The 22,705-nt window shown below is 72.2% G+C and carries 18 protein-coding genes; 6 read left to right on the top strand and 12 right to left on the bottom strand.

Annotated elements, in window-relative coordinates; translation table 11 throughout:
- The first annotated feature begins 7 nt into the window (after positions 1 to 7).
- The 3 genes from KDL01_RS05390 to KDL01_RS05400 are packed head-to-tail and all read left to right on the top strand — an operon-like array spanning position 8 to position 3,278.
- The gene (locus KDL01_RS05390) at positions 8 to 1,378 is read left to right on the top strand and encodes a GH1 family beta-glucosidase (RefSeq protein WP_246575994.1); all 1,371 of its coding nucleotides are present in this window, start codon (positions 8 to 10) and stop codon (positions 1,376 to 1,378) included.
- On the top strand, positions 1,378 to 2,781 hold the full coding sequence (locus tag KDL01_RS05395) for an MFS transporter (protein WP_212527210.1): 1,404 nt from the start codon (positions 1,378 to 1,380) through the stop codon (positions 2,779 to 2,781). Before KDL01_RS05390 ends, KDL01_RS05395 begins: the two co-directional genes overlap by 1 nt.
- Before the next feature lie 23 nt (positions 2,782 to 2,804).
- Positions 2,805 to 3,278, top strand: coding sequence for an AAA family ATPase (locus tag KDL01_RS05400; RefSeq protein ID WP_212527211.1), 474 nt, complete (start codon positions 2,805 to 2,807; stop codon positions 3,276 to 3,278).
- Between the two features lie 8 nt (positions 3,279 to 3,286).
- Here the strand turns inward: KDL01_RS05400 and fxlM are convergent, their stop codons facing one another.
- From fxlM to KDL01_RS05420, 4 genes are all read right to left on the bottom strand, one after another.
- Positions 3,287 to 4,609 (bottom strand): methyltransferase, FxLD system, encoded by a 1,323-nt coding sequence (gene fxlM / locus KDL01_RS05405; protein WP_212527212.1) that lies wholly within the window; start codon positions 4,607 to 4,609, stop codon positions 3,287 to 3,289.
- A gap of 84 nt (positions 4,610 to 4,693) precedes the next feature.
- Positions 4,694 to 5,557 carry a siderophore-interacting protein gene (locus KDL01_RS05410; RefSeq protein ID WP_212527213.1) on the bottom strand — a complete coding sequence of 288 codons (864 nt, stop codon included), beginning with the start codon at positions 5,555 to 5,557 and terminating at the stop codon, positions 4,694 to 4,696.
- Between the two features lie 62 nt (positions 5,558 to 5,619).
- A complete protein-coding gene (locus tag KDL01_RS05415) occupies positions 5,620 to 6,669 on the bottom strand; it encodes an alpha/beta fold hydrolase (RefSeq protein WP_212527214.1) in 1,050 nt (349 codons plus the stop codon).
- A gap of 76 nt (positions 6,670 to 6,745) precedes the next feature.
- Entirely contained in the window at positions 6,746 to 7,489 is a 744-nt protein-coding gene (locus tag KDL01_RS05420; protein WP_212527215.1) for an alpha/beta fold hydrolase, read from the bottom strand.
- A gap of 76 nt (positions 7,490 to 7,565) precedes the next feature.
- Here KDL01_RS05420 and KDL01_RS05425 point away from each other — a divergent pair, with 76 nt between their 5' ends.
- Together KDL01_RS05425 and KDL01_RS05430 are read left to right on the top strand one after the other, a co-directional pair.
- Positions 7,566 to 8,390 carry an aminoglycoside phosphotransferase/kinase family protein gene (locus KDL01_RS05425; protein ID WP_212527216.1) on the top strand — a complete coding sequence of 275 codons (825 nt, stop codon included), beginning with the start codon at positions 7,566 to 7,568 and terminating at the stop codon, positions 8,388 to 8,390.
- Positions 8,391 to 8,456: 66 nt separating this feature from the next.
- Positions 8,457 to 9,254, top strand: a complete 798-nt coding sequence (locus KDL01_RS05430; protein WP_212527217.1) for a retropepsin-like aspartic protease — start codon at positions 8,457 to 8,459, stop codon at positions 9,252 to 9,254.
- Positions 9,255 to 9,375: 121 nt separating this feature from the next.
- Here the strand turns inward: KDL01_RS05430 and KDL01_RS05435 are convergent, their stop codons facing one another.
- The 7 genes from KDL01_RS05435 to KDL01_RS05465 all read right to left on the bottom strand — a co-directional run bounded on the left by KDL01_RS05435 (position 9,376) and on the right by KDL01_RS05465 (position 19,527).
- Positions 9,376 to 11,958 carry a beta-glucosidase family protein gene (locus KDL01_RS05435; RefSeq protein WP_212527218.1) on the bottom strand — a complete coding sequence of 861 codons (2,583 nt, stop codon included), beginning with the start codon at positions 11,956 to 11,958 and terminating at the stop codon, positions 9,376 to 9,378.
- Between the two features lie 134 nt (positions 11,959 to 12,092).
- The gene (locus tag KDL01_RS05440; RefSeq protein WP_212527219.1) at positions 12,093 to 13,811 is read right to left on the bottom strand and encodes an ABC transporter substrate-binding protein; all 1,719 of its coding nucleotides are present in this window, start codon (positions 13,809 to 13,811) and stop codon (positions 12,093 to 12,095) included.
- A gap of 357 nt (positions 13,812 to 14,168) precedes the next feature.
- Positions 14,169 to 15,224: an ABC transporter ATP-binding protein gene (locus tag KDL01_RS05445; protein ID WP_212527220.1), complete on the bottom strand. Its 1,056-nt coding sequence runs from the start codon at positions 15,222 to 15,224 to the stop codon at positions 14,169 to 14,171.
- Positions 15,221 to 16,363: an ABC transporter ATP-binding protein gene (locus KDL01_RS05450; RefSeq protein ID WP_212527263.1), complete on the bottom strand. Its 1,143-nt coding sequence runs from the start codon at positions 16,361 to 16,363 to the stop codon at positions 15,221 to 15,223. The genes KDL01_RS05445 and KDL01_RS05450 overlap by 4 nt, the downstream gene beginning before the upstream one ends.
- 20 nt (positions 16,364 to 16,383) lie before the next feature.
- Entirely contained in the window at positions 16,384 to 17,388 is a 1,005-nt protein-coding gene (locus KDL01_RS05455) for an ABC transporter permease (protein ID WP_212527221.1), read from the bottom strand.
- 5 nt (positions 17,389 to 17,393) lie between these two features.
- A complete protein-coding gene (locus tag KDL01_RS05460) occupies positions 17,394 to 18,386 on the bottom strand; it encodes an ABC transporter permease (protein ID WP_212527222.1) in 993 nt (330 codons plus the stop codon).
- A gap of 7 nt (positions 18,387 to 18,393) precedes the next feature.
- The gene (locus KDL01_RS05465; RefSeq protein WP_212527223.1) at positions 18,394 to 19,527 is read right to left on the bottom strand and encodes a LacI family DNA-binding transcriptional regulator; all 1,134 of its coding nucleotides are present in this window, start codon (positions 19,525 to 19,527) and stop codon (positions 18,394 to 18,396) included.
- A gap of 469 nt (positions 19,528 to 19,996) precedes the next feature.
- Between KDL01_RS05465 and KDL01_RS05470 the strand changes: the two genes are divergently transcribed.
- The gene (locus KDL01_RS05470; RefSeq protein WP_212527224.1) at positions 19,997 to 21,424 is read left to right on the top strand and encodes a glycoside hydrolase family 30 protein; all 1,428 of its coding nucleotides are present in this window, start codon (positions 19,997 to 19,999) and stop codon (positions 21,422 to 21,424) included.
- Here the strand turns inward: KDL01_RS05470 and KDL01_RS05475 are convergent.
- On the bottom strand, positions 21,387 to 22,619 hold the full coding sequence (locus KDL01_RS05475; RefSeq protein ID WP_212527225.1) for an ROK family transcriptional regulator: 1,233 nt from the start codon (positions 22,617 to 22,619) through the stop codon (positions 21,387 to 21,389). The genes KDL01_RS05470 and KDL01_RS05475 overlap by 38 nt on opposite strands.
- Positions 22,620 to 22,705 lie beyond the last annotated feature (86 nt).

Here is a 22,705-nt window from a genome sequence, read left to right on the forward strand (position 1 = left end):
GCCCCCGCTGCCCCGCTTCCCCGCCGCGTTCCGCTGGGGCGCGGGCACCTCCAGCTACCAGGTCGAGGGAGGCGTGCACGAGGGTGGGCGCGGCGAGTCGGTCTGGGACCGCTTCGCCCACACCGAGGGCACCATCCTCGACGCCTCCACCGGTGACGAGGCCTGCGACAGCTACCACCGCTACGCCGAGGACGTGCGGCTGCTCGCCGAACTCGGCGTGGACGTCTACCGGTTCTCGGTGGCCTGGCCCCGGATCCAGCCCGAGGGCACCGGACCCGCGGTCAAGGCGGGCCTCGACTACTACGACCGGCTGCTCGACGGCCTCGCCGAGCGCGGGATAGCCGCGGTGCCCACGCTCTACCACTGGGACCTGCCGCAGGCGCTCGAGGACCAGGGCGGCTGGCTGTCGCGGGAGACCGCGTACCGCTTCGCCGAGTACGCCGCGATCATGGCGGACTTCTTCGCCGGGCGGGTCGAGACCGTGCACACGCTCAACGAGCCGTTCATCCACCTCGCCCTCGGCTACGCGCTCGGCACCCACGCCCCCGGGCGCACCCTCGGCTTCGAGGCGCTGCCGGGCGCCCACCACCAGCTGCTCGGGCACGGCCTGGCCGCCGCCGAGCTGCGCGCCCGCGGGCTGCGGGTCGGGCTCGCCCACAACTACACCCCGGTGCGCGCCGCGAGCTCGGCCCCGGCCGACATCGCCGCCGCGCACGCCTACGACGTGCTGCACAACCGGGTGCTGACCGACCCGCTGCTGCTCGGCCGGTACGCCGACCTGTCCTTCTTCGGGCTCGACGACGCCCCGGAGTACGTCCACCCGGAGGACCTCGGCATCATCGCGGCCGGGCGCCCGGACGAGCTCGGGGTGAACTACTACAACCCGACCACGGCCGCCGGGCTCGACCCGCTGGCCTCCTCGAACTCGCCGCTCTCCTTCGGCCTGCCGTTCGAGCTGCGCGGGGTCGAGGGCGCGGAGGTGACCGCGTTCGGCTGGCCGATCGTGCCGGACGGCCTGCGCGAGATCCTGGTCACGCTCAAGGACCGCTACGGCGACGCGCTGCCGCCGATCCTGGTCACCGAGAACGGCTGCTCCACCGTGGACGCGCCGGACCCGGACGGCGTCGTGCACGACGAGGCCAGGATCGCGTTCCTCGACGGGCACATCAGGGCCCTGCACGAGGCGGTCGAGGCCGGGGTGGACGTGGCCGGCTACGTGGTCTGGACGCTGCTCGACAACTTCGAGTGGGACCAGGGCTACCAGCAGCGCTTCGGGATCGTGCGGGTCGACTTCGACACCTTCGCCCGCACGCCGAAGGACTCCTTCCACTGGCTGCGCGCGCTGATCGCGGAGCACCGCACCGGGTCGGCCGACTGATGTCCGCGGTCTCCGGCAGCCTCGGCGGCGAGCCGTTCGGACCCGGCGAGCCGTTCGGACCCGGCGAGCCGTTCGGACCCGGCGAGCCGTTCGGACCCGGCGAGCCGACGACCGGGCCGGGCGAGTCGGGCGAGCCGCTCGGACCCGCCGCGGGCCTGCCGGAGACCGTCGATCCGCGGGCCGGGGTCGGGCGCGGCTGGACCACCGCGCTCGCGCTGGCCAACCTGGGCCTGTGGCTCGGCTACTTCGGCCCGCTCCAGGTGCTGCTGCCGGACCAGGTCCAGGACATCGCGCCGCACGACAAATCCCTCATGCTCGGCGTCGTCACCGGCTTCGGGGCCCTGGTCGCACTGGTGGCCGGGCCCATGGCCGGGGCGCTGTCGGACGCCACCGGCTCGCGCTTCGGCCGGCGCCGTCCGTGGATCCTGGGCGGCGCGCTGTTCGGATGTGCCGGACTGGCCGCGCTCTCCGGGCAACACAGCATCCTGACGGTGACGCTGCTGTGGTGCGTCGCCCAGGCCGGGCTCAACACGCTGCAGGCCGGAATCAGCGCACTGGTCCCTGACCGGGTGCCGGTGCGCCAGCGCGGCGCGGTTTCCGGCTGGGTGGGGCTGACCCAGTCGCTCGGGGTGGTCGTCGCGGTCGTACTGGTCTCCGTGGTCGTCACCGGGCGGGTGAGCGGGTACACCACGCTCGGCGTCCTGGTCGTGCTGTGCGCGCTGCCGATCGTGCTGCGCTCCCCGGACCCGCTGCCCCCGCCGGAGCAGCGGCCCGCGTTCGACCTCAGGGTCCTGCTGCGCGCGTTCCGGGTCAGCCCGCGCCGGAACCCGGACTTCGCCTGGGCCTGGGGCACCCGGTTCCTGGTGCAGCTCGGCAACGCGCTCGCCACGCTCTACCTGCTCTACTTCCTGCGCGACAAGGTCAGGTACCAGGATCGGTTCCACGGGCAGAGCGCCTCGGACGGGCTGCTGATCGTCATCGTGCTCTACACCGTCACCACGGTCGCCACGGTCGTCATCGGGGGCGTGGTCTCGGACCGCACCGGCAAGCGCAAGCCCGCGGTCATCGTCGCGGGCTACGTCATGGCCGCCGCCGCGCTGCTGCTGGCCGCCTGGCCCACCTGGACCGGCACACTGGTGGCCGCCGCGATCCTGGGCCTGGGCAACGGCGTCTACCTCTCGGTCGACCAGGCCCTGATCACCCAGGTGCTGCCGACGGACGAGGACCGGGCGAAGGACCTCGGCATCATCAACATCGCCAACTCCGCCCCGCAGGTGCTCGGCCCGGCCATCGCCGCCCCGATCGTCACCTACCTCGGCGGCTACTCCGTGCTCTACCTCGCCGTCGCCGTGGTCACCATCGCCGGGACCGTGTTCGTGCGCCGGATCAAGTCGGTGGAGTAGAGCCCTGTGTACGCTGCCAGTCCATGACGCGCGTGCTGATCACGGGCATGTCGGGAACCGGCAAGTCCACTCTGCTCGACGAGCTCGCCGCGCGGGGATACCAGATCGTCGACACCGACTACGGCGACTACCACGAACTGGTCGACGGGGAGCCGCTGTGGCGAACCGACCGGATCGAAGCACTGCTGCGCACAGTCCCCGCCGGCGGCGGACAGGTCTTGTTCGTGCAGGGCACCACACGTAACCAGGGCGCGTTCTATCCCTGGTTCCAGCACATCGTGCTCCTGAGCGCCCCCGCCGAAGTGCTGATCGAACGGCTCGCGACCCGCACCACGAACCCCTACGGCAAGGACCCGGCCGAACTCGCCGAGACCCTCCGGTACGTACAGACGGTCGAACCCTTGCTGCGCGCATCCGCCACGCTTGAGGTGGTCACCACCGTTCCCGTGCGTCGGGTCGCCGATGCCGTCCTGGCGCACGTCCCGCCCGATCGGTAGGACAGGTCTTAGTGCCAGTCCACCACGATCCGGCTGTAGCGCTTGTCCACGACGAAGCGGCCGGTGAGGTCGGCGCGGGCGGAGCCCTGGGCCACGGTGAAGCGGGGCTGGGCGCCGCGCGCCTCGCGGTTCCAGGCCTGGACGTAGCCGGCGACGGTCTCGGCGAGCTTGGCGCCGTGCGGGCCGAACGCGGTCACGCCGATCTCCCAGCCGCGGGCGAGGCGCGGCCGCGGGCCGGGCGGGAGGTAGGCGCCAGGATCCCGCACCAGGCCAGGGTCAAGGCCCGGGTCCGCGTCCAGGTCCGCCTCGGGCTCCGCGTCGGCATCCGGGTCCTGATTCGGGAACACCGTCACGCACGCGAGCGAGCCGCCGGAGACCGCGGCCATGCCGCCGCCGAACAGGCCCGGGTCGGCGCTGGGCGAGGCGGTGAGCCGGCACAGGCCGCCGGGCAGGGCGCAGGTGAGGTAGAGGTCGAGCGGGGCGAAGGAGTCGCCCTCCTCGAGCAGGACGCCGGTGGCGATCTCGCCGGTGGGGTGGTCGAGGGCGCGGGCGAGTTCCGCGGGGTCGGCGGCGTGTTCGAGCTCGTGCTCGTGGTGCAGGTGCACGCTGACCGAGCCGTCCGGGGTCAGGTCGATCACGTGGTCGGCGTCGTCGGCGATCCCGCGCAGCGGCATGAAGGTGCACCCCTGCGCCGAGCGGGAGTAGAGCAGGCCGCCCGGGGCCAGATCCAGCGCCAGCGAGAGCGTCACGTCGCCGCGCAGCCGCAGCGGCACCACCAGCCGGCCGCGCGGGGCGAGCTGCTCGGCCCAGGCCGGCGGGATGTCGCCGGCGCCCACGGTGACCGAGATCCGGTCGTACGGCGCCCCGGCCGGGTGGCCGAGCGCGCCGTCGCCGAGTACGGCCTCGACGTTGTCCGCGCCGGCCGTGCGCAGATGCGCGGCGGCGCCCTCCACCAGGTCGCGGTCCACGTCCACGGTCACCACCCGCCCGGACCGGCCGACCAGGTGCCCGAGCAGCGCCGCGTTGTAGCCGGTGCCCGCGCCCACCTCGAGCACGCTCTGGCCGCGCCGCACGTCGAGCTGTTCCAGCATGAGCGCGACGATCGTGGGCTGCGACGCCGCCGAGATGGACTTGCCGTACGCGTCGAACTTGGTCGGCACCACCGAGTCCGCATAGGCCTGATGCAGCCCGATGCCGGGCAGGAACAGGTGCCTCGGGGTGTCCCGGAACGCCGCGGCCACGGCCGCGCCGCGGATGGTGCCCTCGTCCCGCAGCCGGGTCGTCATCGCGGCGCGCAGCGCGTCGGCGCTGGGTTCGCTCGGCGTGTCCACGCGGCATGCTAACCGGCCGGGGCGCGCCCGCGGCGTAGGGCGCGCGGGCGGCGGCGCGGCGCGGGGGATCGCCGGAGCGCTCGCCTACTCGCCCTGCTCCGCCTCGACCTGGCGGTTCCACTCGCGCTTGGAGGACTGCCACCCGTCCTCGTCGTGGCCCAGGCGCCAGTACCCGGAGATGGACAGCGTCTCGCGCGGCACCGCCCGGTCGTTCTTCAGCAGGCCTCGCAGGGCCTTGACGAAGCCGGCCTCGCCGTGCACGAACACCTGCGGGGTGCCCTCGGGGAAGGCGAACGCGGTGACGGCCTCGACCAGCTGAGCGCCCACGGGGTCCGCGCCGCGGTGCAGCCAGCTGACCCGCACGCCGTCCGGGACGGTCAGCTTCTGCTCCTCGGCCGCGTCGGCGACCTCGACGAAGACCTGGCCGCGGGCGTCGGCCGGCAGCGCCTCGAGGGCGGCGGCGATGGCGGGCAGCGCGGTCTCGTCGCCGGCCAGCAGGTGCCAGTCCGCCTCGGGGTCCGGCGCGTAGCCGCCGCCCGGGCCGGAGAAGTGCAGCACGTCGCCGGGCCTGGCCGCCACGGCCCACGGTCCGGCGATGCCCTCGTCGCCGTGCACGACGAAGTCGAGGGCGAGCTCGCGGGTCTGCTCGTCCCAGGTGCGCACGGTGTAGGTGCGGGTGCTGGGCCACTGCTCACGCGGGAACTGCTCGCGGATCGTGCGCACGTCGAAGGGCTCCGGGTAGGTGACACCGGGCGCCGGGAAGAGCAGCTTGACGTAGTGGTCGGTCTGGCCGCGGGTGGCGAACTGGGCGAGTCCTTCGCCGCCGAGCACGACGCGCACCATGTGCGGGGTGAGCTGCTCGACCCGCAGCACTTCGCCCCGGTGGGCTGGCCCGCCCCGTTCGCGGCCGCCTCGTCCGGCGGGGGTGGGGGATTCCTGGGTAGTCATAGCGGGATCATAGCCGAAGAGGTATGTCCCAGGTATATCTCCGATAGTGCTAACGACAGTCTTTAAGGTGTCGAGACAGTCGCCGAGGCCGTCGGGGACGGCGTGGACGCGGCCCCGGTGGACGGCGCGGCGAGGGCCTCGGCCCGGGCGGCGAGGCGTTCCACCGCGGCCGCGACCACGGCCGGATCGCTGATCAGGGTCAGGTGGCGGGCGTCCGGGATCAGGGTCGGGGCGGGCGCGCCGATCCGGGCGGCGGTCTCGGCGGCCGAGCCGGGCGCGTACTCGGGGTCGTCGGCGCCGTAGACCACGGCCTTCGGGAACGGCAGCTCGGCCAGCCGGGCCAGACTCGCCACCGGCAGCGAGGGGATGCCCGCGTTCAGCACGTCGAACGCGGCCGGTTCGGCCCCGGCCACCTGGAACGGGCGGCGCCACTGGTCTATCCCCGCCTCGCTCAGCGCCGGGCAGCGCGGGCCGCAGGTCTCGGCGTAGATGAGCCGGATCGCCGAGTCCGAGCGCAGCACCAGGCGCAGCAGGGTGGTGCGGTAGGGCTGCGGCAGCGAGATGCCGAACCCGCCGGTGGACCGGCCCTCGTCGGCCGTGCCGGACAGCGGCAGCCCGTCGCCGTCCAGGAACAGCACCCCGCCCACGTTCGACGGCTCGGCCAGCGCCACCGCGGCCGCCACCGCCGCGCCGCTCGAGTGCCCGACCAGCAGCGGCCGCACCAGGTGCATCGCCGCGATGAACTCCTCCACCTGCGCGGTCAGGTGCGCGGTCGTGTACGGCGCGACCCGCGAGGAGTAGCCGAAGCCGTCCAGGTCGATCGCGTACACCCGGTGGTCGCGCGCGAGCAGCGCCGCGGTGTCCTGCCAGGTGTCCGCGGACTCCACGAAGCCGTGCAGCAGCAGCACCGGGGAACCCGAGGCGCCCCACTCGCGATAGCGCGTGCTGATGTCGCCGGTCTGGACGTAGGTCAGCCCGGCCGGGGCGGGCACCGCGCCCTCGGTGGCGAGGTTGTAGACGAAGCCGAAGCAGGTGAAGCTGAGCGCCATCACCGCGAAGGCCACCACGCACTGCCGCACCAGGCGCAGCAGGCTGCTGCGGAACCGTGACATGACCCGCATCGTATGCGCAGCGCCCGCGGGCGGGATCACCGGTAGGGCGATCGCGCGACGCAGGACGCGGGGCCGCTCAGCCGGAGGCCGGCCGGACGGTGCGCAGAAAACCCGTCAGTTCGCTGAGGAAGGGGCCGAGGGCGTCGCGGTGCACCGAGTGACCGGCGCCCTCGAGCGTCACCAGGCGCGCCCGCGGCATCAGCGCCGCCGCGTCGGCGAGCACGTCCTGCGGCACGTGGCTGGTGGGGCCGCCCGCGATCACCAGCGTCGGCACCTCGATCCGAGCCAGCCCGCTCCACCAGGCCGGGTCCGGCGCCTCGAGCTGCGCGTAGATCTGCGGTACCAACTCCCAGTCGTAGGGCACGGACTCGGGCTGCTGCGGCCGCTCCGGCACGGGCAGGTGCACGCCCTCGCGCGGTATCACGCTGTCCTCCAGCACCAGCCCGAGCAGTCCGGCCGGGCCGCGCTCGGCGGCCAGGCGCTCGGCCGCCAGCGCCGCGACCGTGCCGCCCATGCTGTGCCCGAGCAGCACGAACCGCTCGAGTCCGAGCGCCGCGACGAAGCCGAGCAAGTCCTCGGCATAGGTGGGCAGCGTGTACGGCCCGACCCGTCCGCTGCGCCCGTAGCCGCGCTGCGTCAGGGCCAGTACGCGGTAGTCCCCGGCCGCGCAGACGCCCGCGGCCACCCCGTCCCACGTGGCCGCGCTGCCGGGATGCCCGTGCAGCGCCACCACGGGCAGACCCGCGGCCGGCCCGGTCTCGCGGTAGTGCAGCGCGAGCCCGCCGACCTGCACGGACCGGTCTACGGGCTCGAACGTCACGGCGCCACCTTATCCGAGTCCGGACATCGAAACCGGGCACCGGGCCCGGGCCCGGACCCTGCGTTACAGTGGCCCGATGATCGAATCTTCGGAGCCTGAGATCCCGCTGCTCGGCGGTGACGTCACCGAGGGCCTGGTGCGGGTGGGGGAGACCGTGCGTCGGCCGATGGGGCGCAACGCCGCGTACGTGCACGCGCTGCTCGAGCACCTCGAGGCGGTCGGCTTCGACGGCGCGCCGCGCTACCTCGGCGTGGACGCGGCCGGGCGCGAGACGCTCACCTACGTGCACGGCGACGTGGCCGTACGGCCGTACCCGGACTGGATCGCGGACGAGGCCAGGCTCGCCTCCGTCGGCAGACTGCTGCGTCGCTACGACGACGCCACCGTGGGCTTCACCCCGCCCCCGGGTGTCGGCTACGAGCGGCCCACCCATCCGGCCGGCCTGCCGCCGGAGCCGGAGCTCGAGACCGAGGTGATCGGGCATGTCGACATCACGCCGGAGAACCTCGTCTTCCGCGACGGCGCCGCGTACGCGCTGATCGACTTCGACCTGCTGCGCCCGGCGGCCCGCGTCGACGAGCTCTACAACGCCATGCTCTACTGGGCGCCGCTGAACGAGCCGGACGACGTGGACCCGGGCCTGCGCGGCCTGGACGCGCCGCGCCGGTGCCGCATCCTGGCCGACGCCTACGGCATGACCGAGGCGGACCGGCTGCGCCTGGTGGAGGTCGCCGTGCTGCGCACCCGCCGCACCTGGCACCTGATGCGCCACCGCGCCGAGGTGGACGGCGGCGGCTGGCGGCGGATGTGGGACGAGGGCGTGGGCGAGATCATCACCCGCCGCGAGCAGTGGCTCGAGCGCCACGGCCCCGCGATCGAGGCGGCCCTGACCGCGGCCTGAGCGAGCCCTGCGGCAACCACACCGGCCGAAACGACACACCGGATTCCGCGGCGATAGGCTCGCCGAGTGCGGGACATCCCACTGATCATCACGCCCGACCCGGACGAGCCCGAGGCCGCGGAAGTCCTCATCGACGGCACCGTGGACGGGCACCCGCGCAGATTCCTCCTGGACACCGGCGCGGCACGCAGCCAACTGCTCACCGACCCACACACCGCGGGCCTGGCGACGGTGAGCACCGAGGCCTCCTACGGCGCGGTCGCCGAAACCAGCAACGAACTGGTCTGCATCTCGGAACTGGCCGTAGGCCCGCTGCACGCCCAAGACCTCGAGGTGGTCCGGGTAGCCGCGGAGCAGCCCGGGGTCCGCGACCTGCTCGGCATGGACGTTCTCGCCGGCGCCTGCTGCCGCTTCGACCTCGCCCATCAGCAGCTGCGTATCGAGGCTTCCCCCCACCCGGACGCCGGGCTGCCACTGGTCATGGACGAACGCAGGCACTGCTACGTCGAACTCGACTGGACCGACGCCCGAGCCCAGGCATGCTTCGACACCGGAGCCGGACTGACCATCGTCGACCAGGCGTTCGTCGACAAACACCCCCGACTGTTCGAGCCCGCCGGAACCTCGACCGGGACCGACGCCACCGGCGCTTCCTTCGAGACGCCGCTATTCCTGATGACAGGACCGGTGATCGGCGGCACACGGTTCACCGCCCACACGGTCGCCGCGATCGACCTCGCGCCCGTGAACGCGACCCTCGAGCTGCCCATGGACCTCATCCTCGGCTACCCGACCATCCGTCAGGCAAGCTGGCTCTTCGACTTCCCCGCCCGCCGCTGGTCACTCAGTCACTCGGTCGCGTAGCGCCGAACTGACCGAGTCGGCACGAGACGAGCCGCCCGGAGAAGCTCGGAGGCCCGTGCTCGCCGCGATGCGCGGCGTGCACGGGCCCCGGAGTGTGGGTGACCGTCTGGAATCTCCCCGATCAGCCGATCTCGATGTCAGACCGCAGACGCAGGTCCCGGGACGAGGAGCCGACCTCGATCCGGAAACTGCCGCGCGGGTGGGTCCAGCCGCCCGCGGTCTCGTCCCAGCGCGCGAAGGCTCGGCTGGGCATGTGGATCCGCACGATCTCGGTCTCCCCGGGGCCCGCGTGCGCGCGGGTGAATCCGGCCAGGACACGCACCGGGCGTCCGGGGGCGGCCTCGCCGGCCGGACCGGACAGGTACGCCTGGACCACCAGCGATCCGGCGCGGCGGCCGATGTTGGTCACCGCCACCGTGATCTCCACGTCGGCCCCGGCGCGGGTCTGGCCGTGGGGGACCTCGAGCCGCTCGTAGGACCAGTCGGTGTAGCCGAGGCCGTGGCCGAACGGGAAGCGCGGCTCGATCGAGGCCTTGTCGTACCCGCGGTACCCGACCAGCAGGCCCTCGCGGTAGACCAGCGCGCCGTCCACCGGCACGGCCTTGCCGATCGGCAGATCGGCCTCCGTGCGCGGCATGGTGACCGGCAGCCGGCCGCCCGGCTCCCGCTCGCCCCAAAGGATGTCGGCCAGCGCGTGGCCGAACTCCTGGCCCGGCAGCCAGGCCTGGATGATCGCCCCGACCTGGTCGGCCCAGGGCATCAGGACCGGCATGCCGCTGTTGACCACCACGACCGTGCGCGGGTTGGCCGCGGCCACGGCCGCGATCAGGTCGTCCTGACGGCCCGGCAGCGCCAGCGTGGTGCGGTCGTAGCCCTCCGACTCGGTGGTCCCGGTCGAGCCGACCACGACCACGGCGACCTCGCTCTCCCGAGCGGCCGCCACCGCCTCGGCCAGCAGCGCCTCGTCCGAGGCCACGGTGGCGATCCCCACCTTGAACCGGATCAGGTCGTGCTGGTAGCCGTCGGGCACGCAGACGGCGGTGAACTCGACGAGCTCGTCCTCCGTCAGCTCGATCTCCCGGCCGAACTCGTACGGGCCCGCGTGCGAGACCATCGAGTCCGCCGGATGCGGAGCGTCACCGCTGAGAGTAAACGCTTCCCCGCTGTCCGTGCTGGTGGCGCCGCAGACCTTCACCTCGAGTTCGAGGCCGCCGATGCCGCCGACCGCCACCCGGTACCGGCCGGAACCGGTCGCGGTGAAGGTCGAGCGCAGCACGATCCGGCCGATGCCCGGACCGGTGACCAGGGGATCCGGATCCCACCAGGTCACCTCGCTGGTCGGGCGCACGCCGGTGTAGCGCAGCTCCCCGTCGGTCGTGTAGACCTCGAGGCGCACCCCGGGACCGCCGCTCTCCGGCTCGCGCAGCGCGGCGGGCGCCGGCAGCGGAGTGGAGGTCCAGGTCCGGCAGCCCTGCGCCACGCGCAGCAGCGAGTCCGGCGAGGCGTCCTCGGACGGTCCCCGGCCCGAGGCCAGCGCGGCGCTGAGCGCGGTGCGCAGCCCGTCGACCGGGGAGACGCCCAGCGCCATCCCGACCTCGGCGCTGCCGCGGCCCATGTACTGCGGCTCGAGCACGTTCGGCCCGATCAGCGCGACCGAACCGGGACGCGCGCCCGGACCGGAGAGCGCGCCGCGCCCGCCCGGGCTGCCCAGCGGCAGCAGCGGGCCGATGTTGCGCAGCAGGGTGAACGCGTTGGCCGCGGCCTTGCGCAGCACCGCGCGGCTGGCGTGCGGGCCGGGCTTGGGCGTGGGCTCGGGGCCGCGGAAGGCACCGGTGAGCGCGCCCACCCGGAGCAGCCGCAGCACCTTGTCGTCGATCTCCCGCTCGCTCACGTCCCCGCGCTCGACCGCCGCGACCAGCGCGTCGCCCCACGGGCTGTCCGGTCCCGGCATGCAGATGTCGAGCCCGGCCTTGGCGGTGGCCTCGGTGGACCGCGCCGCGAACCAGTCGGAGACCACCGCGCCGGCGAAGCCCCACTCGCGCTTGAGCACCTCGTTCAGGAGGTGGTCGTGCTCGGTCATGGTGGTGCCGTTGACGAGGTTGTACCCGGCCATCACCGCGGCGCAGTCGGCCTCGGTCACGGCGGCCTCGAACGGCACCAGGTAGACCTCGCGCAGGGTGGCCTCGTCCATCTGGACGTCCACGGTCCAGCGGTCGACCTCCGCGTCGTTGCCGACGTAGTGCTTGGCCACCATGGCCACGCCCGCCGACTGCACGCCGCGCACGAACGCGGCGCCGGTCGCGGCGGCCAGCACCGGGTCCTCGCCGTAGGACTCGAACCCGCGGCCGCCGTAGGGGCTGCGGGCCAGGTTCAGGGTCGGCGCGAGCAACGCGTCCACGCCCTTCGCCTTCGCCTCCACGCCCAGCTCGACGCCGACCCGCTCGACCAGCTCCGGGTCCCACAGCGCGGCCAGCGCGATGGGCGCGGGCAGGCCGGAGGACCGGTCCTGCGGATCGAGTACCGGCCCGCGCACGCCGGCCGGGCCGTCCGAGAAGACCAGGCCGCGCAGCCCGATCTCCGGCTCGCCCGGCATGGTGAAGTTGTCCACGCCGGTCAGCAGCGCGATCTTCTGTTCCAGGGTCAGCGCGGCTACCGCGGACTCGAGTTCCTGCGGCGAGGCGGAACGCTGCTCTGCGCGCGGCACGGCCGTCGCTTTCTGATCAATCTGCCCGTGCTCCACCGGGCCTCCTTGCTCCTGAGGGCTTGCGGATGGCAAGAGGAGCCCCGGATCCGCGCAGAGTGCGGCTGCGCGGATCCGGGGCGGACTCGGTTAGCGGGTTACGAGACCGGCTTGAGGTTCCAGACCAGGTACTCGTAGGACTCGTACTGCGGCGAGGGGTTGATGAACGGGTTCGCCGAAGTCGGCCAGCCGGTGAAGTGCGAGTCGTTGTACTCGTACCACGCGGCGCCGTAGAGCACCGGGATGGCCGGCATGTCGTCCGAGTAGACCTGCTGGATCTCGTTCAGCGCGGTCTGCTGGTCCTGCGTGGTGGTCGCCGACTCGTAGTCGGTGACCGCCTTGGTCGCAGCGGCGCTGGTGTAGCGGTCGTAGTCGCCCGCCGCGGTGGAGCCTTCCTTCGCGGTCTGGGTGGCGTCCAGGATGAACTGGTCACGCTGGAACGCGGTCGAACCCTGGCCCCAGTGCAGCGCCGCGGTGAAGTTACCCGTGGTGATGGCCTGCGTCCAGGTGTCGTAGGTGTAGTTGCCGGAGGCGGTCACGTTGAAGCCGGCCGTGTTCAGCTCGGTCGCCATGGCCTTGGCGTCGCACCAGTAGTCGCTGAAGGAGTTCGGGTCGATGATCGAGAAGGTGATCTGCTTCCCGCCCTTGACCCACTTGCCGCCGGTCTCGGTGTAGCCCGCGGTCTTCATGTCCGCCGCGACCGTGGCCTGGTCGGGGCTGGCCTTGATGTCGTTGGACGTGGCCGGGTTGACCGAGGACTGGTCGGTCGAGGAGGCGATGAGGCCGCCGGACGAGCTGGCCGGAGCCTCGTAGTTGGTCTCACACTGCGTGGCCATCGACTGGCGGTCGAGAGCGGCGCTGATCGCCTTGCGGACGTTCGCGTCGCCCAGGGCCGGCGCCTGGCTCGACTGGTTGTTGAGCAGCAGGGTCACCGTGTTGGACGCCGGGAAGTACGGAGCCGACGACTGGAACAGGTGGTTGTGCTGCGGGTCCTTGTTCACGAACGTGCTGAGCACGTTGTTGATGTCGTTACCGGCAAGGTCGATGTCGCCGTTGGCCAGGGCCAGGGCGGCGGCGTCGTTGCTGGTGTAGAGCGGGATCGAGAGCTCCTTGACCTTCGGAGCGCCCTGCCAGTAGTTCGGGTTGGCCTTGTACTTCACGTCCTGGCCGCTGAAGCTGTCCAGCTCGTACGGGCCGGAACCGACGGCCTGCGAGCCCGAGAGCACGTAGGTGGCCGGGTTGGAGATCGTCGACCACTGCTTCTTCTGGACGATGACCTGGTTGTCGATCGCGACGTAGTTGGCCGCCTCGGAGGTGGCGAAGTTCAGCACGACCTGGGTCGGGCTGGGCTCGGTGATCGAGCTCGCCGCCGGGATGCCCTGCAGGTTCAGCGCCGCGTTGCCGGTCACCAGCTGGTACGTGTAGGCCACGTCCGCCGAGGTCAGCGCGGTGCCGTCGGACCACTTCGCGCTCGGGTTGAGCGTGATCGTGGCGGTCTTGCCGTTGTCGGACCAGGCGATGGACTGAGCCAGCCACGGAATCGACGGCTCGCTCGACTTGAGCGAGTTGACCATCATCAGCGGCTCGTACATGAACGAGACGGTGTTCTCGCTCAGCACGAAGTCGCCGGCGTCGAACGGGTTGAAGTTGTTCGTGTAGGCGGTCGAGGCGGTCGCGTCCTCGATCACGAGGGCGGTCTGCGCGCCGCCACCCCCGCTGCTGGTCCCTGTCGGGTTGCCGCTCGAAGAGCAAGCCGCCAAGGCGAGGCACGCCGCTGCTGCGAGCGCGATCCCCGTGGTGGTTGTCCTGCGTGTCATTATGTACGCTCCCTTTATCCGACCGGCTCCAGTGCCGGCCAGTCCTGAGCAACCACTGCTATTGCTGTGCTGTATGGAGTTGAACGGGGCGGTTTCGACTGCCATCGGTCCGCTCCGTGGTCGGTGCTCGGCCGGTGGCGGGGATGTTCCCCGCGTCGCGGCCGGTCGTCCGCCCTCCGGTGGGGGGCGGACGACACCGGAACGCACGGTCCTGGGCGTCCCGGGCCGGAAAGATAGGGCTTTCACGCCGCTCTCCTTCGGTCGATTCGGTCTTCCTTGACGTAGTGCCGTGGTGCGGTCGTGCCGGGTGGTGCGGGTGGTGCGGGTGGTGCGGGTAGTGCGAGGTACGTCGTGCGCTCAGATCTGCGCGGAGACCGCGTCGGCCTCGGCCTTGTGCTCCGGGCTGTGCAGCCAGCAGGCGGCGACCTGGTCGGTGCCGACCGGCAGCGACGGCGGGGCCTGCTCCTTGCACACCGCCATCGCGAACGGGCAGCGCGGGTGGAATCGGCAGCCGCTGGGCGGGTTGACCAGGCTCGGCGGGGAGCCGCTGCCGCGCAGCTCGGGCGCCTGGTCGCGGGCCGGGTCGGGGGCGGCGCTGAGCAGCAGCTGCGTGTAGGGGTGCTGCGGCGCGTCGGTGATCTGCTCGGCCGGGCCGGACTCGACCACCTGGCCGGCGTACATCACCACGATCGTGTCGGCCAGGTAGCGGGCCGAGGCGATGTCGTGGGTGACGTAGAGGATCGCCAGCCGCTCGTCCTCGCGCAGCCCGTCGAACAGGTTGAGCACGCCGAGCCGGATGGAGACGTCGAGCATGGACACCGGCTCGTCGGCCAGCAGCACCCGCGGGCGCACCGCGAGGCCGCGGGCGATCGCCACACGCTGGCGCTGGCCGCCGGACAGCTCGTGCGGGTACTTCGCCGCGAACTCGGCGCCGGGGCTGAGCGAGACCCGGTCGAGCAGCTCCACCACCTTCGCGTCGAGCTCGGCTCCGCGCACATCGCTGTGCAGCTTCAGCGGCCGCTCGATGTGGTAGCCGACGCTGTGCGCCGAGTTGAGCGAGGAGAACGGGTCCTGCAGCACCAGGTGCACGTCGCTGGTGTAGGCGCGCAGCGCCTTGGCGCTGGTGCCCACCGGCTTGCCGTCGAGCAGCAGCTCGCCGGAGGTCGGCTTGATCAGGCCGGTCAGCAGGCGGGCCAGGGTGGACTTGCCCGAGCCGGACTCGCCCACCACGGCGGTGACGGTGGCCTCGGGCAGCGCGATCGAGATCTCCTCGACCGCGTGCACGACCTTGCCGCGTCCCACCGGGAAGTGCTTGGTCAGACCGCGTGCCTCGAGGGCGGGGGTGCCCTCGCGCTTCGGCCCGTGCACCACGGTCGGCGCGGTCCCGGCCGGAGGCGTGACGGAGTCGGTCATGACAGGTCTCCCACCGTGAGGTTCTGGTTGGGGTCGGACGGGGCGGGGACGGCCGCGGCGGGCGTGCGGAACCGGGACGGGGCCGTCTCGGCCGGGTCCGGCAGCGCCAGTTCGGCCGGGGTCGGGCGCGAACCGTCCTGCAGGGTGCAGGCGACGGTGCGCGCGCTGAAGGAGCCGTTCGGCCGGGCCAGCCTCGGTTCCACGCTCAGGCAGGACTCGCCGGCGTGCACGCAGCGCGGGTGGAACTTGCAGCCCGCGGGCATCGCCCGCAGCGAGGGCGGCGCGCCGGGGATGCCGACCATCCGCTTCTTCGCGCCGTGCAGGGCCGGGAAGGAGTTGAGCAGGCCCTGGCTGTACGGGTGGCGCGGGGCGCGCACCAGCTCGGTGGCCGTGGCCATCTCCACCAGCCGGCCGGCGTACATGATCGCGATCGTGTCGGCCAGCTCGAGCAGCAGGGACAGGTCGTGCGTGATGAAGATGACCGCGAAGCCGAGCCGCTCGCGCAGCTCCATCAGCTCCTCGATGATCTCCCGCTGGGTCACCACGTCCAGCGCGGTGGTCGGCTCGTCCATGATGACCAGGGCCGGCTCGAGGGCCAGGGCCATGGCGATCATCACGCGCTGGCGCATGCCGCCGGACAGCTCGTGCGGGAAGGCCCGCAGCCGGTCCGCGCTGATGCCGACCATCTGCAGCAGCTCGACCGCGCGCTCCTTGCGCTGCGCCGGGCTCCAGCCCGGACGGTGGCGCCGGAGCACGTCGGTCAGCTGGCCCTCGATCCGGGCCACCGGGTTGAGCGCGTGCATCGCGCTCTGGAAGACCATGGACAGGTCCACCCAGCGGATGTTCGCCAGCGTCTCGGCGTCCGCGGTCAGCATGTCCACGGCCTGCGACGGTCCGCCGCCGACCGGGCGCTGGTGGAAGATCACGTCTCCGCCGGTGATCACGCCGGGGGCGCGCAGCAGCCGGGGGATCGCGTAGGCCAGGGTGGACTTGCCCGAGCCGGACTCGCCGGCCAGGCCGAGCACCTCGCCGCGGCGCAGGGTGAAGGTCACGTCGGTGACGGCGCGCACGCCGCCGTCCTCGGGCAGGCCGTAGTCGATACAGAGCTTGCTGACTTCGAGTACGGGCTCGCCGAGCACGGGGCCGGCCTGAACGGCGGTCACAGCTGCTCTCCTTCCACCACGGTGCTCGTGGCCGGACGCACGACCGGGGTCAGGCCCAGCTGGAACTTCACGTCCCGGCGCTTGGACCGGCTCGAGCGGATACGCGGGTTGATGATCTCGTCGATGCCGAAGTTGAGCAGGGCCAGGCCGATGCCGACCAGCGCGATGCACAGGGCCGGCGGCAGGTACCACCACCACTGGTTGGCCTCGATGGCGCCGCTGGCCTGCGCGGTCTGCAGCAGCGTGCCCCAGGAGCCGGAGGCCGGGCTGACCACGCCGAGGTAGCACAGCGCCACGTACACGCCCATGCCGTAGATGACGGTGAAGATGAACGAGGCGGCCACGATCGGCAGCAGGTTCGGCAGGATCTCGTAGATGACGATGCGTCGCTTGCGCTCACCGATCACCCGGGCCGAGACCACGTAGTCCTGGTCGCGCAGGGTCAGCGTCTGGGCCCGCAGGGCGCGGGCGCCGTAGGCCCAGGAGCTCAGGGCCACCACGAAGCCGATCACCAGCGAGTTGTTCTGGTCGCCGGGCGGCAGCGGCTTGAGGATCACCATCAGGATCAGCAGTCCGGGCAGGGCCAGGAAGATGTTGGTGATGATCGACATCACCTCGTCGGTCACCCCGCCCACGTACCCGGAGGTCACGCCCATCGCGACGGACAGGACCGTGGCGAAGGCGCCGGCCACGAAGGAGATCAGCAGGGTGCTGCGAGCGCCGAGCAGCAGCGCCGAGTACAGGTCGTGCTGGGTGTTGTCGGTGCCGAGCCAGTTCGATCCGGACGGCGGCTGCGGCGTGCCGTTGGTGGTGTTGGCCACCCAGGCCGCGGAGTGCGGGGCGAGTTCGGGCCCGAAGATCGCGATGAGGATGAAGAACAGGGTGATGCCCGCGCCCACCTGCACCTTGATCGGGTAGTGCCGGCGCCTGCGGCGGGCCGGCGCGGCCGGCGTCGCCGGGCTTCCCCCGGTCATCGTCTCGGTCGGAAGAGTCGAGGTCATCGGGATCAGGCCTCTCTGCGCGAGCGGGGGTCGAGGACGACGTAGGCCAGGTCGGCCAGGAAGTTGGCGATGAGCACCGCGAACGTGACGACCAGCAGGATGCCCTGCAGCAGCGGGTAGTCCGCGGCCGTGATCGCGTTGAACATCTCGTTGCCGATGCCCGGGTAGTCGAAGACGACCTCCACCAGCACCGCGCCGGTGACCACGAGGCTGATCGAGAGGGTGAAGTTCGAGATCGTCGGCAGGATCGCGTTGCGCGCGGCGATGCCGATCACGCGGAACCGGGAAAGGCCCTTGGCCGCGGCCACCAGGACGTAGTCCTCGTCCATGGTGGTGATCATCATGTTGCGCATGCCCACGATCCAGCCCGCGATGGAGGCGAGCACGACGGTGGTGCCGGGCAGCACCAGGTGCTGGAGCACGCTGGACATGTACGGCCAGTTCCAGCCCTGCACGTAGGTGACATACCGGTTGGTGGTGTCGTAACCGCCGCCGATCGGGAACCAGGCCAGGTCCGAGCCGAAGATGATCAGCAGCAGCAGGCCGAGCACGAAGTACGGGATGGCCTGGAAGAAGGTGGAGACCGGGACGATCGCGTCGAGCAGCCCGCCGCGCCGCCAGCCGGCCATGATGCCGATCAGGGTGCCGAGCAGGAACGCCACCACCGTGGCCGAGCCGATCAGGCCGATGGTCCAGGGCAGGTCGCCGCCGAGCACGGTGGAGACGGGGGTCTCCTGGTGCGAGAGCGAGAGCCCGAAGTTCCCGCTGAGGGTGTGGCCCACATAGGTGAAGTACTGCGAGAGCAGGCTCTGCTTGTCGTCGGCGCCGTACTCGGCCGCCATCGAGGCCAGCTGCGCTGGTGTGACCACGCCGCGCATCTGCGTCAGGATCGCGCTGAGCGCGTTGCCCGGCAGCATGCGTGGGATGAAGAAGTCCAATGTGATCGCGGCATACGCGGCGATCAGATAGAAGCCGATCCTTCGTATCAGCAGGGGCATCCTGGATTCACCTCACGGACGGGGCGCCGACGGCGGGCGCGGTTTCGGGGCGGCAGCCGCAGCTGGAGCGTTGCACGACCTGGACGGGCAGTACGATCTGGCGTTCGGCCGGCCGTTCCCCGCTGATCATGGTGTAGAGAGTTTCGAAGGCCAGCGCGCCGAGGCGTTCGATCGGCTGGCGCACGGTGGTCAGGGAGGGGCTCACGTGCCGGGCCACCGAGATGTCGTCGAAGCCGGTGACCGCGACGTCGTCCGGAACCCGGTATCCGCGGCGGTGCAGTTCGTTGATGACGCCGAGGGCGGACTGGTCGTTGGCGCAGCAGATCACCCGCGGGATCGGCCGGCCCTCCTCGATCAGCCTCCTGATGACGCGGGCGCCGCCGGCCGCGGAGTACTCGCCGGACCAGTTCGGGCCGTCCTCGAACGGCAGGCCGAACTCCTCGGCGACCTCGCGCACGGCCTTGCCGCGGATCAGGTTGTCGGGGCTGTCGCCGTGTCCGGACAGGTAGGCGATCGAGTCGTAGCCGTGGTCGCCGAGCACGTGCTTGGCCAGGTCGCGCATGCCCGCGACGTTGTCGCCGACGATGTTCACGCTGGCCCGGGTGGGTGTGCCGGCCAGGGTGACCACCGGTATCCGGTCGGCCAGGCGGATCACCCCGTTGGGGGTGAGCACCCGGTCGTGCAGGATGATGCCGTCGCTCTTGCCCGCCAGCTTGGCGACCTTGCCGCCGGGGCTGTGTTCGTGCACGTCGACCGAGCTCAGCAGCAGGTCGAAACCCTCGAGCTGGGCCGCGACCTCGATACCGCGGTTGAGCACGTCCATGAAGAAGAGGCTGTCGGCCTCGTCGTCGAACTCCTCGGCGTCGGCGGCCTGCGTCTCGGCGCGCGGCCGGCGGAAGACCACCGACACGACCTCCTTGAGCCGGCTGGACAGGGCGCGGGCGGCGCCGTCCGGCACGAAGCCGAGCTCCTGCACCGCGCGCAGCACCCGGTCCCGGGTCTCCGGCCGCGGGGTGGAGTGTCCGTTGAGCACACGCGAGACGGAGGCGATGGACACTCCGGCCGTACGTGCGACGTCGTAGATGGTCAACGAGGGCACGGGCTTGCGCACGTGCGGCAGATGGATCTCCTCATCGGTCACGGCCCTGCACCTCCCATCCCCTGCTTCGCCGCCGTCTCCACGCAGGAGCGGCAAGTTCTGAATGTTTCCACGGTCTCGCAGACATCGTCGGTGCCCGCGTACGGGCGTCAACGTCGGAACAAATGGATCATTGGGGTGCGAATCTGAGCGGGGAAGCGTTTCCGTAAGCGCTTCCCTGTGCAGCGTGCTGAACCGTATCGCCGGGTAAACGCTTACGCAAGACCGGATGGACGGAGGTCGGCGAATGTTATCTCGCCGTAATGCCGGTACCGGTTCCGAGGTGCGGAAATCTGGGCACTGATGGTCGAACCCGTCCACCGGGCCCATGAAACTCAGAAAACCGGGGCAATCGCGGCCACCGGGACTTCGCCCTCGTCCCGGGCCTGGCCGGCCCGGGCCGGCCGCGCCCTTTACAGGCCCGCCGCGGCCCGGGAGACTGGCGCTGCCCACCTGAAGGAGGCAGGCGGAGATGGAGCGCGCCGCATGGATCACCACTCCGGACGCCGCGGCCCTGCTCGGGCCGTGTGAGATTTCGGAAAGATCGGGACCCGGCAACGGTTTCCGCGGCGTTTCGGTTCTGATCGCCACCGGGCCCGGACGCGGCCGCCAGCGCTTCCTCGGCGCCGGCGCCTCGCTGACCGAGTCCTGCGCCGCGCTGCTGGCCCGGCTGCCCGCGCCCGCCCGCGACGCCGCGCTGGTCCGCTTCTTCTCACCCACCGCCGGAATCGGGCTCAGCGTGCTGCGCCAGCCGATCGGCTCGAGCGCGTTCGTGGCCGGGACCCGGTACTACACCTGCGACGACGTCCCGTCCGGGCAGACCGACTTCGCCCTCGAACACTTCGGGGTGGCGCACGACGAGGCCGAGATCCTGCCGCTGCTGCGCCGGGCCCGGGAGCTCAACCCCGAGCTGCGGGTGATCGCCACGCCGTGGAGCGCGCCGGCCTGGATGAAGACCAACGGCTCGCTCGTCGGCGGCGAGCTGATCGACGCGCCGCGCTACTACGAGGTCTACGCCCGCTATCTCGCCGCCTTCGTCGAGGCGTACGCGGCGGCCGGGGTGCCGGTGTACGCGCTGACGCTGCAGAACGAGCCGCAGAACCGGAATCCGGACGTGCCGGGCATGCATCTGGGCGTCGCGCAGGCCAGGGCGCTGATTCAGGTGCTCGGTCCGCTGCTGCGCGAGCGCGGCTTGGACGTGCGCCTGCTCGGCTACGACCACAACTGGGCGGTGCACCCGAACGACCTCGCCGCCGTGCCGCCGGGCGAGCCGACCGAGCTGGACTACCCGGCCGCGCTGTTGTCCGACCCGGCGACGGCGCGGTGGCTCGCGGGCACGGCGTTCCACTGCTACTACGGCGACGCGGGCGCGCAGAGCGTGCTGCGGGACCGGTTCCCGGACAAGGACATCTACTTCACCGAGTGCTCCGGTTCGCGCGGCGCGGCCGACTCCGACGCCAAGGCCTTCTCCGACACCCTGCGCTGGCACGCCCGCCACGTCGTGATCGGCGCGACCCGCAACTGGGCCAGGACCGTGGTGACCTGGAACCTGGCGCTGGACCCGAGCGGCGGCCCGCACGCCAACGGCTACACCGACTTCTCCGGCTTGGTGACCGTCGAGGACGACGGCCGGATCACCCCGAACGCCGAGTACTACGCGCTCGCGCACCTGTCCCGGTTCGTCCGGCCCGGCGCGCTGTGCCTGCCCAGCGAGGCGACGGGGGAGGGGAGCGCGGACGTGCCGAGCGTCGCGTTCCGCAACCCGGGCGGCGAACTGGCGGTGCTGCTGCACAACCAGGGCGAGCGCCGGCACCCGGTCGAGGTGCGCTCGGTGCGGCTGGAACTGCCGCCGGGCGCCCTGGTCACCGTGACACTGCCGCCGGAGCCGCCGGACGCGTGACGGCGGTGACGGCCGGGCCGGCCGCGGAGCTCGACTGGATCGCCGCGGCCACCGCGCCGAGCAGTTCGGCGCGTTCGCCGAGCCGCCCGCCCAGCACCCGCACCGCCCCGGCCCCGCCCTGCCCGGCGTGCCGGTCGATCGACTCGCGCACCCCGGCCACCAGCGGTTCCCCGGCCGCGCCGAGCTCTCCGCCGAGTATCACCGCGGCCGGATTCAGGCAGTTGACGAGGTCGGCCAGCACCCGGCCGACGGTGCGCCCGGCGTCCGTCAGGACCCTGGCCGCGGCCGGGGACGCGGCGAGCTCGGCCATCGGCGGCAGCCGGTCGGGCGCGGCGCCGCCGAGGACGTGCTCGAGCCTGCGGCGTACCGCGCCGACCGAGACCACCGTCTCCAGGCAGCCCTGGTTGCCGCAGCGGCACCAGTTGATCGCGCCCGGCAGCTGGGTGTGCCCGATCTCCCCGGCGATGCCGGTGGCCCCGCGGTACGGGCGTCCGCCGAGGATGAGCCCGGCGCCGATGCCGTGCGAGGCCTTCACGTAGACGAGATCGTCGATGCCGCGCCCCGCGCCGTACAGGTGCTCGGCCCGCGCGCCCATGTCCGCGTCGTTGGCCACCGTCACCGGCCGGCGCAGCCGCGCGCCGAGCTCCGCCTCCGGGTCGAGGCCGATCCAGGAGGCGAGGATGGTCGGTTCGCGCACCACGCTGGTGCGCACGTCGATCGGCCCGGGTATGCCGGCCGCGGCGCCGACCACCTCGTCCATGGTGGCCCCGCAGGCCGCCAGCGCCGCGTGGGCCAGGCGCGCGCCGGCGTCCAGGGCCTGCTGCGGCCGGCCGTCCACATCCAGGATTTCGCCGCGTTCGGCCAGAATCCGGCCCTCGGTGTCGGCCACCGCCGCGGTCACGTGGGTGTGCCCGAAGTCCAGCCCGAGCACGATCCCGGCACCCCGGCGCAGCCGCACCACCGCGGCCGGGCGCCCCGGTCCCGCCGGCGCCGCCGTCGCCGGACCCTCGCCGACCAGCCCCTGCTCGACCAGATCGCTGACGCACGCGCCCACCGCGCTGCGGGAGAGCCCGGTCAGCCGGGCCAGCTCGGCGCGGCTGAGCGCGTCGTGCCGGGCGAGCACGGCGAGCAGCTGCTCGCGGGTGCGGCGGCGCCGGGCCGAGACGGCCGCGGGTTCCGGAACTGCTGCGCTCATGGTGAGCAAGGTACCCCGCGGGGGCCGGGAACGGCACGGGGCCCCCGATCCCGCTATTACGCCGTTCAACGGCGAAATCGAGTGCT

It is taken from the genome of Actinospica durhamensis, assembly GCF_018139695.1.
GTDB classification, from domain to species: Bacteria; Actinomycetota; Actinomycetes; order Streptomycetales; family Catenulisporaceae; genus Actinospica; species Actinospica durhamensis.

Excerpts from the sequence above, each read along its gene's own strand:
- KDL01_RS05395 (WP_212527210.1), top strand. The coding sequence starts at position 1,378 with ATGTCCGCGGTCTCCGGCAGCCTCGGCGGCGAGCCGTTCGGACCCGGC.
- KDL01_RS05400 (WP_212527211.1), top strand. The coding sequence starts at position 2,805 with ATGACGCGCGTGCTGATCACGGGCATGTCGGGAACCGGCAAGTCCACT.
- KDL01_RS05410 (WP_212527213.1), bottom strand. The coding sequence starts at position 5,557 with ATGACTACCCAGGAATCCCCCACCCCCGCCGGACGAGGCGGCCGCGAA.
- KDL01_RS05415 (WP_212527214.1), bottom strand. The coding sequence starts at position 6,669 with ATGTCACGGTTCCGCAGCAGCCTGCTGCGCCTGGTGCGGCAGTGCGTG.
- KDL01_RS05425 (WP_212527216.1), top strand. The coding sequence starts at position 7,566 with ATGATCGAATCTTCGGAGCCTGAGATCCCGCTGCTCGGCGGTGACGTC.
- KDL01_RS05440 (WP_212527219.1), bottom strand. The coding sequence starts at position 13,811 with ATGACACGCAGGACAACCACCACGGGGATCGCGCTCGCAGCAGCGGCG.
- KDL01_RS05445 (WP_212527220.1), bottom strand. The coding sequence starts at position 15,224 with ATGACCGACTCCGTCACGCCTCCGGCCGGGACCGCGCCGACCGTGGTG.
- KDL01_RS05455 (WP_212527221.1), bottom strand. The coding sequence starts at position 17,388 with ATGACCTCGACTCTTCCGACCGAGACGATGACCGGGGGAAGCCCGGCG.
- KDL01_RS05460 (WP_212527222.1), bottom strand. The coding sequence starts at position 18,386 with ATGCCCCTGCTGATACGAAGGATCGGCTTCTATCTGATCGCCGCGTAT.
- KDL01_RS05470 (WP_212527224.1), top strand. The coding sequence starts at position 19,997 with ATGGAGCGCGCCGCATGGATCACCACTCCGGACGCCGCGGCCCTGCTC.
- KDL01_RS05475 (WP_212527225.1), bottom strand. The coding sequence starts at position 22,619 with ATGAGCGCAGCAGTTCCGGAACCCGCGGCCGTCTCGGCCCGGCGCCGC.